Source organism: Phenylobacterium sp. (assembly GCF_036402295.1).
GTDB lineage: Bacteria > Pseudomonadota > Alphaproteobacteria > Caulobacterales > Caulobacteraceae > Phenylobacterium.
In genome coordinates this window covers 1-10,197 of sequence record NZ_DASWTE010000240.1, presented here as the reverse complement: position 1 = coordinate 10,197, position 10,197 = coordinate 1, and the positions used below count along the sequence as shown (strand labels likewise).

11 protein-coding genes are annotated in these 10,197 nt (G+C 68.1%); 6 read left to right on the top strand and 5 right to left on the bottom strand.

Features of this window, described 5'->3' with window-relative positions:
• Window positions 1–363: 363 nt before the first annotated feature.
• On the bottom strand, window positions 364–543 hold the full coding sequence (locus VGD44_RS14905) for a CsbD family protein (protein WP_331088421.1): 180 nt from the start codon (window positions 541–543) through the stop codon (window positions 364–366).
• A 271-nt stretch (window positions 544–814) separates the two neighbouring features.
• On the opposite strand from VGD44_RS14905, the gene VGD44_RS14900 reads away from it, so the two are divergent.
• Together VGD44_RS14900 and VGD44_RS14895 are read left to right on the top strand one after the other, a co-directional pair.
• The gene (locus tag VGD44_RS14900) at window positions 815–1,513 is read left to right on the top strand and encodes a sigma-70 family RNA polymerase sigma factor (protein WP_331088418.1); all 699 of its coding nucleotides are present in this window, start codon (window positions 815–817) and stop codon (window positions 1,511–1,513) included.
• Window positions 1,479–1,919, top strand: coding sequence for a hypothetical protein (locus tag VGD44_RS14895; protein WP_331088416.1), 441 nt, complete (start codon window positions 1,479–1,481; stop codon window positions 1,917–1,919). Before VGD44_RS14900 ends, VGD44_RS14895 begins: the two co-directional genes overlap by 35 nt.
• On the opposite strand, the gene VGD44_RS14890 is transcribed toward VGD44_RS14895, so the two are convergent.
• Genes VGD44_RS14890 through VGD44_RS14875 form a run of 4 tightly spaced genes read right to left on the bottom strand, consistent with a single transcriptional unit; the run spans window position 1,916 to window position 5,172 of the window.
• Window positions 1,916–2,566: a hypothetical protein gene (locus VGD44_RS14890; protein ID WP_331088414.1), complete on the bottom strand. Its 651-nt coding sequence runs from the start codon at window positions 2,564–2,566 to the stop codon at window positions 1,916–1,918. The two genes, VGD44_RS14895 and VGD44_RS14890, sit on opposite strands and share 4 nt — an antisense overlap.
• Before the next feature lie 4 nt (window positions 2,567–2,570).
• Window positions 2,571–2,735: a rubredoxin gene (locus VGD44_RS14885; RefSeq protein WP_349257056.1), complete on the bottom strand. Its 165-nt coding sequence runs from the start codon at window positions 2,733–2,735 to the stop codon at window positions 2,571–2,573.
• 8 nt (window positions 2,736–2,743) lie between these two features.
• Window positions 2,744–4,000 (bottom strand): cytochrome P450, encoded by a 1,257-nt coding sequence (locus VGD44_RS14880; RefSeq protein WP_331088410.1) that lies wholly within the window; start codon window positions 3,998–4,000, stop codon window positions 2,744–2,746.
• Window positions 3,997–5,172, bottom strand: a complete 1,176-nt coding sequence (locus VGD44_RS14875; RefSeq protein WP_331088408.1) for a serine hydrolase domain-containing protein — start codon at window positions 5,170–5,172, stop codon at window positions 3,997–3,999. The genes VGD44_RS14880 and VGD44_RS14875 overlap by 4 nt, the downstream gene beginning before the upstream one ends.
• Before the next feature lie 133 nt (window positions 5,173–5,305).
• On the opposite strand from VGD44_RS14875, the gene VGD44_RS14870 reads away from it, so the two are divergent.
• The 4 genes from VGD44_RS14870 to VGD44_RS14855 form a co-directional block, all read left to right on the top strand.
• Window positions 5,306–6,250 carry an SDR family NAD(P)-dependent oxidoreductase gene (locus VGD44_RS14870; RefSeq protein WP_331088407.1) on the top strand — a complete coding sequence of 315 codons (945 nt, stop codon included), beginning with the start codon at window positions 5,306–5,308 and terminating at the stop codon, window positions 6,248–6,250.
• Between the two features lie 207 nt (window positions 6,251–6,457).
• Window positions 6,458–8,764, top strand: coding sequence for a TonB-dependent receptor (locus tag VGD44_RS14865; protein ID WP_331088405.1), 2,307 nt, complete (start codon window positions 6,458–6,460; stop codon window positions 8,762–8,764).
• 137 nt (window positions 8,765–8,901) lie between these two features.
• Window positions 8,902–9,633, top strand: coding sequence for a 2-oxo acid dehydrogenase subunit E2 (locus VGD44_RS14860; protein ID WP_331088403.1), 732 nt, complete (start codon window positions 8,902–8,904; stop codon window positions 9,631–9,633).
• A 123-nt stretch (window positions 9,634–9,756) separates the two neighbouring features.
• A partial coding sequence (locus VGD44_RS14855) for a thiamine pyrophosphate-dependent enzyme (protein WP_331088401.1) occupies window positions 9,757–10,197 on the top strand: 441 nt, incomplete at its 3' end.

The following is a 10,197-nucleotide window of genomic DNA, read 5'->3' as shown; positions in this document are numbered from 1 at the left end:
GGTGGGCGTGGGCTGCGCTGTTGTCGACGGCGCCGGCTGGGGCTGCGCAGCGGCGACGTTGCCGGCGAGGATGGCCGCGATGGACGCGGCAAAGGCGTAGTGACGTATCGACATGGCGGTCTCCCTTTCGGTGAAGTCAGGCCAGAGGGTGCATCGCGCACGCGTTCGAGGAGCCCCTTCGGCCGGCGGTCGCAGTTACTTGGTCTGAGGCGGCGTGCTTGCGCTCTCACCGCCGCCGCCGCCGACTTTGCGGCGTTCTCGGCTGCGTCGCTGGCGCTGGCCGCGGAGTTGGCGGCGTTTACCGCGCACCGTCCGCCTCGATAGTTCGGGAACGGACCGCCTACGGGTGAGGTCTGGAAGGCGCTAACGGGTCGCCTTGTGGACGGCGTCCTTGAACTTGCCGACGGCCTCCTTGGCGGACCCGACAACCTTGTCGGCCATGCCTTCGGCCTGAAGACGTTCGTTGCCGACGGTCTTGCCGAGCGCCTGCTTGGCGGCGCCGACGGCCTTTTGCGTCGCGCCTTCGATGCGTTGCCGGCTCATGATATCGGCCCTTCTTTGCTTTGACGTGAGTGCAGCTTGAGCTGTGCCGCGCGCCTTCCGCCTTGATTCACGTCAACAGCGCCCTTGGGCGGGACCCGCGGAACGCCCCCGCCGCCGTCTCTGACCCGTCACGGGCCCAGGCGATCAGTCGGTCAGGCGCCTCGCCATAGCTACGTCGGGCGCTTCGATTTGACGGCGATCAACGCCGGTCGCCTGGGGCGATTCCAGATTGATGGTCGCTATGACCGCCGTTCGTCCCCATCTAACAGGCTTGACCCAACCCGCCTCCCAAGCCGCGGCGCATCGCGCCGCGCACGACGACCTGCGCGCGTTCGAAAGCGAGTTGATCAGGCTGATCCCGCATATGCGGGCTTTCGCGCGGTCGCTGTGCAAGGACGTCACGGCCGCCGACGACCTCGCCCAGGACGCGCTCGCCAGTGCCTGGAAGAGCCGCGACAGCTTCCGGATGGGCACCAACATGAAGGCCTGGACCTTCAGGATCCTGCGCAACCAGTTCCTCTCCGAGAAACGCCGGGACTGGCGCTCCCTTCAACTCGACCCCGAGGTGGCCGAACGGACCCTGGTTGCGGTCGACAGCCCTGACGCCACCCTGGCGCTCGACGAGGTTCGTCAGGCGCTTGCGATGCTTCCGTTCGAACAGCGTGAAGCGCTGATCATGGTCGGCGCGGGCGGCCTTTCCTACAACGAGGCGGCCGAAGCGATCGGCGCGCCCACGGGCACCGTAAAGAGCCGTGTCAGCCGCGCCCGCGCCGCCCTGCAGGGGGTGCTCGACAACGGCGCCTTTCGACGCGACGGGGCGCCAGCAGGCAGTGCGATGGCGACGATCCTCACGCGGTTGCCGGCCCGCCGGCACGCTTTGGCCAGCCCAGGCCTGGCGGGCGAACTCCAACACTCCGGCATGACATCGACCAGGCATGAAGGCGGCAGGCTGTCGGCTGGAGGTCTTTGAGATGCGGAATTCTCGCGTTTCACCACCGATCCGCACCACACAGGTCCAGAGCCGGCTTGGCGCGACGCCCGCTGGCAAACAACGCCCCCGCGGCGCCGCCCCTCGTCACTCGCGCCAGCAGGTCCAGCAGGCCGCCGCGCCGCCGCCGGCGAGATCCTATCCGAGCATCGATCCCCGATCGCCCCTCGGCCGCTGTATCGCGCTCTACCTGGACGTCGAGTATCAGCCGGCGCTGCCCCTGCTGACCGAGGCGACAAGGGTCGATCCTGGCGATCCCCGCGGCTTCGCCTACCTCGCGGCGGCCTACTACAAGCTCGGCCTGACCCGGAAGTTCGAAGCGGCTGGTTGGCACGGTTGCGGCTGCGGACATCGCGTCGCGCAAACCTGTCCACTGGAGCGTGCTTAGAACAGCGCGACGGAGCCGTCTGCCCCCACGGTCGCGACGCTTCCGAAGCCCCGGCTGGCGAGGAACAGGATCAAGTCTGAGACGGCGCCTTCACAACCCTCGGGCGCCCCGAACCCGCCCGGCCCGAAGAAGTCGGCTGGTGCACTCACAATGCTGACCCGGACGCCTTCCGGGGCAAGCGCCGCCCAGAGGAGACGCATTTCCCTCAGCGCCAAGAGGGTCGCGTCCTCGACGCACCCGTTTTCGTTCGGGCGTCGACAGTCTGGCTCGACGAGCACAAGCGCGCCGTTCGATTGCAGGGCCCCGACGCAGGATCGTTGGAACTGAACCCGACCGGGGCCGGGGTCGTCGTCCCGCACAGGGTTCGAGCAACGGGCAATGATCGCCGCAGGCCGCCCGCCCCAATGCAGCAGCTCGGCCGGAGCCCGCCCCCGCATCGAGGGGTCCTCATTGCGGGCCGCCATCCGCAGTCGAAGACCGAAACGGGCTGCAAGGGCGGCGCGACGCGCTGATCCATCTCCGCCACAGTCCTCGGAGAGGAAGGCGACGCACGCCCCCTCCTCGAGGCAACTTTCAGCAAGCTTCCAGGCTGCGGGCGTTTGCTCGAGCAGGAGCCAGACGGCCCGATCCTGCAGGTGAAGGTCCATCGCCTCAAAGCTCGACCATGTCGAACTCGCCCTTGCGCGCCCCGCAATCAGGGCAGGCCCAAGTCTCGGGAACGTCTTCCCACTTCGTGCCCGGCGCAATCCCGCTGTCCGGGTCGCCCTGCGCCTCGTCGTAGATCCAGCCGCAGTTGCCGCACATCCATTGCTTCATCGGCAAGCTCAGTCGAACCGGACGTAGATATGGCGCGGCTTGCGCAGCAGGAAGCCCCGGATGTCGGGCGGCGGCATCTCGGGGTCGAGGCGCAGGTTCGGGAGGCGGTCCAGTAGCGCGTTCAGGGCGCGCGTCATCTCCACCCGCGCCAGGTGCTGGCCGATGCAGATGTGCGGGCCCGTGGCGAAGGCGACGTGCCGCGCCGGGCGGTCGCGGTGGATGTCGAACGTGTCGGGATCGGGGTAACGCGCCGGATCGCGGTTGGCCGACCCCAGAACGACGTCGACCACGGTCCCGGCCTTCAAGGGGACGCCGGCGAGCTCGGTGTCACGCGCCACCCAGCGCCAGGTGGAGGTGACCGGCCCGTCCCATCGCAACGCCTCGTCGATCGCCTTGGCGACCAGGCTGCGGTCCTCGCGCACCGCCTCCAGCTGACCGGGATTGTTGAGCAGGCAGGCGAGCAGCACGCTCGTGGCGCGGTAGGTCGTGTCCCCACCCGCGTTCACCAGCTGGCGCAGGAACGAGATCAGGACCTCGTCGGGGATGGTCTCGCCCTCGACCTCGGCGGTGGCAAGCACGCTCACCAGCCCGTCGGTGGGGTTGCGCCGCCGCTCCGTGACCAGAGCCGAGAAGTAGTCCCCCAGCTTGCGGCTCGCCTCGAGGCCGCTCTTCATATCGACCACCATCACGCCGAGGCCGGCGGCGAGCTTGTGGAACGTGCGCACATCCTCGGGCGGCAGCTCCAGCTGGCGGTAGATGATGTTGAACGGATAGTGGAGCGTGAACTCCTCGACGAGGTCGGCCTTGCCGCGGCTCGCGAAGCCCTTCAGCAGTTGGTCGACCACAGGATCGACCAGGCTCTCGCCCCAGGTGGCGACCACCTGGGGCAGGAAGGCCTTCTGGAAGATGCGCCGGAACTGCGGGTGCTCGGGAGCGTCCATAGTGGAGATGGTGCGGCCGAAGCTGAGGCCCAGGTTGTACTTGAACGACTCGTTGGTGAACGTCTCCGGGTTGGTGAGCACCTCCGTCACCGCCTCGTAGCCAAGGACGGTATGGTGCTCGAAGCGGCCCAGCGTCGGGTCGGGCCGCTGGGTGAAGAGGCCGCGGTAGGTTCCGGGGTGAACCGGCCCCTGTGCGCGCAGTTCGGCGATGCGCGGATAGGGATCGGCGATGTCGCCGTAGACCAGCTCGTCCGAGAAGAACGGATCGAAATGCGGATCGTCCATGTCTGCGATGCGGGCGATGGGCGGCAGCGGGGCGTTCATCGGCGATCTCCCTCTCCGGCCAAGCCCAGCGCCGCGCGGATGGCGTTGCAGATGGGCAGGATCGGGTCGTCCGCGGGGTCGCGGGTGTTGAACATGCGGTTGTGACAGATGGCGACCGCCAGCCTGGCGTCCGGGTCCGCCCAGCCGATCGAGCCGCCCGCGCCAGGGTGCCAGATGGCGCGGGGGTTCCCGACCTTCGGCCCGCCCAGCCAGTAGCCGCCGACACTGATCGGCAGCGGGATGCCGAACATCACGGGGTCCGGCTCGTCGCTGGCCGCGCGTGGCGCGCAGAAGCCCGCCACGCGATCGGACGACAGGAGGCGCACGCCGTCCAGCTCGCCGCCCTGGGCCAGCATCGCGAAGAAGCGAGCCTCGCTGCGCGCGTTGAAGATCCCCCCGACGCCCGGGATGCAGGCGCGCCGGACATCGGGCCGCTCGAACACGCGCGGGACCAGGGCCACCGCGTGCGGCATCGAGGCGGCGAAGAGACTGGTCTCGGGCGGCGGCGGATCGCCGGCGTTGGCGTCCGTCAGCTTCGCGATCCGCGGCTCCGCCTCGTCGGGGACGCCCAGCCAAAGATCGCTCAGCCCCAGGGGCGCGGCGATCTCGTCCTGCACGAACTGGGGAAACGACCGCCGTTTCGGGTCGGTCCGCCGGACGATTTCGCCCACGATCCAGCCAAAGGTCATCGACTGGTAGGCGGTCTTCTTGCCCACCGGGAACAATGGCGGAAGGTCCGCGATCGCCCCGGCCATGGCGTTCCAGTCGCACATGATCTCGGGCGTCACGCCGGCCGGCATCTGCGGGACGCCGATGCGATGGGTCAGGGCGTGCCGCACCGTGGCGCCGCCCTTCCCGTGGGCCCCGAACTCGGGCCAGTAGGCGGCGATCGGGGCGTCATAGTCCACCAGGCCACGGTCGGCCTGGATGTGCAGCGCGGTGGCGGTCACCGCCTTGCTGACCGAGAAGACGTTGAAGAGCGTGTCGCCGTCGACCTTGCGGCCGCTGTCCGGGTCCGCCAGGCCGGCCCAGGCGTCGATCACGCACCGTCCGTCGAGATAGGCGCAGACCTGCAGGCCGATCTCGCGGCCCGAGGCCACGGCGGCGTCCAGGGCGTCCTGCACGGCCGCCTGCGCGTCGGCGCGACGCGACCCGAGCTCCTGTGCGCCCATGCGTTCCTCCGTGTGCGGCGGATGGCCTCCCCGCTTTCTTTCATTAAGTAGCAGCTGCTATATAAAGGCAACGAGGAAATTATATAAGTTAGATAAGTTGCGCGACGCACGCCGTCGCGGATGGAGGATGAACATGACGCAATCCGCATGCGCGCCCAGGCTGGACGGCAAGGTGGCGGTGGTGACCGGCGCCGGTCGTGGAATCGGCTTCGAGATCGCGCGGCTTCTAGCGGGCCAGGGCGCCAGGCTGGTCGTGAACGACCTCGGAGGGGGCTCGGGCGGCGGAGGCGGCAACGCCAGCGTCGCCCAACAGGCGGTCGACCAGTTGCGCGCGGCCGGCGGCGAGGCCGTGGCCGAGACCTCGAGCGTGGATGGCTTCAAGGGCGCCGAACGCGTGATCCAGGCCGCGCTCGACCACTTCGGCCGGATCGACATCGTCGTGAACAACGCCGGAATCGCGCGGCCGGGCGGCATCCAGGACATGACGGAGGACGACCTCGACATCATCCTGGCCGTGAACCTGAAAGGCTATGCCGGGCTCATCCGCCACGCCGCGCCGCACTTCATCGGCCAGGCCGGCGGCACGATCGTCAACATGTCGTCGCCATCCGGGTTCGGCCACTATGGCAACACGGCCTACGCGGCCGCCAAGGAAGGCGTGATCGGCCTGACCCGCTCGGTCGCGCGCGACCTCGGCCCCCACGGCGTCCGCTGCAACGCCCTGCGGCCGATGGCGGGCGGCTCGCAGATGGCGACGCCGAAGATGGTCGAGAGCCTGATGGCGTCGGCGCGCCTCGGGATTCCGCCGCTCTGGAACCGCTGGCCCAGCCCCCAGGGCTTCCCGGCCGGCCCGGAGCATGTGGCGGCCGTGGCCGTCTGGCTCTGCACCGACGCGGCCGCCGCGGCGAATGGCCGCGAGTTCTTCGTCGCCGGCCAGGAGGTCGGGATCCTTCCCGAGCCGGAGGTGCATCGCGTGACGTTCGACGCTGCTGGGTGGACACTCGACAGCCTCGACCGTCCCGAGGTGGGCGCATACCTGCTCGGCGGCGTCCGCAACGCCTTCCGCGGCCCCGCTTGAGACGGCAGCGCTTCGAAGGGACGGTTTAATTCGTCAACGTAGGTATATAAGTTATTGCATTCGACAGTGACCCGGCGTTATGTAGGCGTGTAAAGCCGCTGCTTCATAGCGGCGGTCCAATGAGCGGCGACCAGCCGCCGCCCGGGGGAGGATGAGATGCGTAGGTCACGAGCCATTACGTTGCTTGCGGGAGTCGCGTTCAGCGCGATGGCGTCCGCGGCCGTAGCCGCGGAGGAACAAGCCGGCGTCGCCCAGGTCGAAGAGATCGTCGTCACCGCCCGGCGCACTGAGGAGAGCCTGCAGCGCACGCCTGTCGCCGTCACCGCCACCACCGGCGCCGCCCTTGAGCGGGCGCAGATCACGCGGGTGGACCAGCTCCAGAACATCGCTCCCGGCCTGGTGATCCAGCCCGCGGTCGCTCAGCCCGGCTCGGCCGCCTTCTCCCTGCGCGGCCAGAGCTCGCCCGATGGCCTCATCGGCGTCGACCAGGCGATCGGGGTTTACGTGGACGGCGTCTATGTCGCCCGCTCGTCCGGCGCCCTGTTCAACTTCGTAGACGTGGAGCGGGTCGAGGTCCTGCGCGGACCCCAGGGCACCCTGTTCGGCCGCAACACGACAGGTGGCGCGATCAACCTGGTCACCAAGAAGCCGGTGGGCGAGTTCGAGGGCATGGTCCGGGCCCGTTACGGCAACTACGACGCCTGGGAGACGACGGCGGTCCTCAACGTGCCGCTCATGGGCGACCAGCTCGCCTTCCGCGGCGTATTTCAGCACACCCAGCACGACGGCTACGGCTTCAACGCCGCCTTCAACGAGTCCGTCGGCTCGGACAAGACGGACTTCTTCCGCGGCTCGCTGCTGTTCGCGCCCAACGGCAAGCCACTGCAGGTGCTGCTGCAGGGCGACTACACAAACCGCCGCACGGGCGGCGAACTGATCGGCTTGAAGTCGTTCACCACCACGCCGCTGCAGGGCTTCCTGATCGGCCTCTGCTCCGGCCCCAACGCGCTGGCGCCCTGCCCCTACAAGGGCCCAGCCGGCGACAACCTCGCCAACTATGCGCTGTCGACGCAGGGCAAGGACGACTTCTACACCGTCTTCAACAGCATGCCTGGCGTCTACGGCGACGCCGAGACCGGCGGCGTCGCCCTGACGATCGACTACGAGATCACCGACAATCTAGCGGTCAAGTTGATCACGGCCTACCGGCGGATCACCACCGCCTCGTTGTCGGACAATGACGGCACGCCCTACGTCTTCACCGGCGGCCTCACCCAGCGGGACGGCAACTATATCCGCCAGCAGCAGATTTCGCAGGAACTGCAGCTCTCGGGCACGGCGATGGACGGCCGCCTCAGCTACATCGGCGGCGCCTTCTATTTCCATGAAGGCGGGCTGGACAAATCCAAGTCCTACTCGGTGTTCCCGATCAGCCCGGCGCTCGGTTACAACGAAGCATCGGTCAAGAACGACAGCTACGCCGCCTACGGACAGGTCACCTTCAACATCACTGACGCCCTGCGCTTCACCGGCGGCCTGCGCTACACCGAAGACAAGCGCTGGATGCGCCGCCTGAACCGCGCCGAGATCCCCGGCAACAGCGGCACGTTCACCTGCTCGATGGCCTCCGTGACACTGGATCCGGGCGTCTTCTGCCAGGCCACGACCAGCCGGATCTACAACTATCTCTCCTACACCGCCGGGCTGGACTGGCAGGCGAGCGAGAACGTCTTCCTCTACGCCAAGACCAGCCGCGCCAACCGCTCGGGCGGCTTCAACACCCGCGCCACCGTGGGCGGACCGGCGGTCGGCTTCGATCCCGAACAGGTGACGGACTATGAGGTGGGCGCCAAGCTCGACCTGTTCGACCGCCGCGCCCGGCTGAACGCCGCGGCCTTCTACTCGGACTACGAGGACGTCCAGCGGAACGTGCCGGTCGTTGTGCCCGGCTCGACGCTGCTGTCGTCGGGCATCCAGAACGCCGCCACCGCCGAGATCAAGGGCCTGGAGCTCGAGCTGACGGTGCGTCCGACGACGGCCCTCACCCTGTCCGCCGCCGCGACATTCCTGGACACCAAGTACAAGAGCTTCGCCATCCCCGGCGCGAACGGGACGGTGATCGACGTCAGCGACACGCCGTTCTCCTATTCGCCGAAGGAGGCCTACACGCTCTCGGCCGACTACAACCTGCCGATCGGCGAGAACGAGCTGAACCTGCACGCCGACTACGCCTATCGCGGCACGACCTATTCGGTTGGCCCGCTGGTGGGCGCGGGCCTCTTCGGCGGGACCAACCCGGCGACTAATCGCATCCCGGGCTTCGGCCTGCTGAACGCCCAGGCCACGTTCAAGCTCATGGATGAACGCCTGGAGATCGGCGTCTACGCCCGCAACCTGACGAAGAAGAAGTACTTCCAGCGTCTTCTGGCCCTGGAAGACACCGCGCTCGGGCTCACCTCGTACCTGCCGGGCGACCCGCGCACCTACGGCGTCTCCATCACGTACGAGTTCTGAGGCCGGCAGATCCTCCAGGGCGAGCTGAGACACGCAAACCGGCACGCCTTCCTTCCCGGCTGTCGCCTGGGGCCGCCGACCCGCTCGGCGGCCTCATTTTTTTGCAGCCGAACGCGCCGCGCAATGAAAGGATCGGCATGTCAGAGACCTTGGACCCCACGGCGGCCTTCGCCCGCTTCGGCGAGGTCGAGGCCGTTGCGCGCAGTCGTTTCCAGAAGATCGTGGCGCGCACGATGGTCGCTAACGCGACCTCCATCCCGCACGTCACCCATCACGACGAGGTCGACGTCACGGGCCTTGAGGCGCACCGCAAGGCGCTCCCGCGCGAGGCGCGGCCCTCGCCCCTGATCTTCCTGATCCAGGCCGTGGTCGAGGCGCTGAAGGCCCATCCGCAGTTCAACAGCTCGCTCTCGCCCGACGGCGAGACCCTGGTCCTGAAGCGCTACTTCAACATCGGCGTCGCCGTGGACGGGCCGCTCGGCCTCCTGGTGCCCGTGCTGCGCGATTGCGACGCCAAGGATGCTGCGACGCTCGGCGCCGAACTTCGTGAGGTCACCGAGCTGGCGCGGTCGAAAGGCCTGCCGATGGAGCGCATGTCGGGCGGCTGTTTCTCGATCAGCTCGCTGGGCGGCATCGGCGGCGGAACCTTCACCCCCATCATCAACGCGCCCGAGGTCGCCATCCTGGGCGTCACCTCGATCGTCACGCGCCCCGTCTGGATCGGGGAGGCGTTCGTCCCGCGGCAGATGCTGCCGCTGTCGCTGAGCTACGACCACCGCGTGATCAACGGCGCGGACGCGGGCCGATTCCTGCGCCACATCGCGGCCAGCCTGGCCCGTTTCGAGGCGGCCAGACCATCTTCATCATAGTTAGATAATTTAGCTATTTTTTCTCGACTCGCGCGGCAGAAAGCGCGACAAGGCAAGGGCCGATGGCGTGGCCTCGCGTCTCATTCGTGGCCCGCCACAACGAACAAGCTGGGTGAGGATTCCATGACGGCGCGCGACCGGTTCGAACCCGACCACCAGACCCTCCTGGACATCTACCGCCGCGTGGCCCTGATCCACGCTAACGACGAGCGCGCCCGCAAGGTGATCCGCTCGGGCCAGATCGCCATGGTCTACTATTCCTACCGCGGCCAGGAGATCATCCCGGCGGCGCTGTCGGCTGTCCTGCGCGACGACGACTACCTCTGCACCATCTACCGCGGCATCCACGACATGCTGGCCAAGGGGTTCCCGCTGGACCTGCTGTGGGCCGAGCTGGCGGGGCGGACCACCGGTTCCTGCAAAGGCAAGGGCGGTCCGATGCATCTCACCTATCCCGCAAAGGGGATCATGGTGACGACGGGCATCGTGGGTTCCTCGATGCCGATCGCCAATGGCCTGGCCTGGGGCGCCCAGGTGGCCAAGACCGACCAGGTGGCTGTGGCC

Coding starts and splice junctions, on each gene's coding strand:
- VGD44_RS14905 (WP_331088421.1), bottom strand. CDS start 543: ATGAGCCGGCAACGCATCGAAGGCGCGACGCAAAAGGCCGTCGGCGCC.
- VGD44_RS14870 (WP_331088407.1), top strand. CDS start 5,306: ATGACGCAATCCGCATGCGCGCCCAGGCTGGACGGCAAGGTGGCGGTG.
- VGD44_RS14875 (WP_331088408.1), bottom strand. CDS start 5,172: ATGGGCGCACAGGAGCTCGGGTCGCGTCGCGCCGACGCGCAGGCGGCC.
- VGD44_RS14865 (WP_331088405.1), top strand. CDS start 6,458: ATGGCGTCCGCGGCCGTAGCCGCGGAGGAACAAGCCGGCGTCGCCCAG.
- VGD44_RS14860 (WP_331088403.1), top strand. CDS start 8,902: ATGTCAGAGACCTTGGACCCCACGGCGGCCTTCGCCCGCTTCGGCGAG.
- VGD44_RS14885 (WP_349257056.1), bottom strand. CDS start 2,735: ATGAAGCAATGGATGTGCGGCAACTGCGGCTGGATCTACGACGAGGCG.
- VGD44_RS14895 (WP_331088416.1), top strand. CDS start 1,479: ATGAAGGCGGCAGGCTGTCGGCTGGAGGTCTTTGAGATGCGGAATTCT.
- VGD44_RS14880 (WP_331088410.1), bottom strand. CDS start 4,000: ATGAACGCCCCGCTGCCGCCCATCGCCCGCATCGCAGACATGGACGAT.
- VGD44_RS14890 (WP_331088414.1), bottom strand. CDS start 2,566: ATGGACCTTCACCTGCAGGATCGGGCCGTCTGGCTCCTGCTCGAGCAA.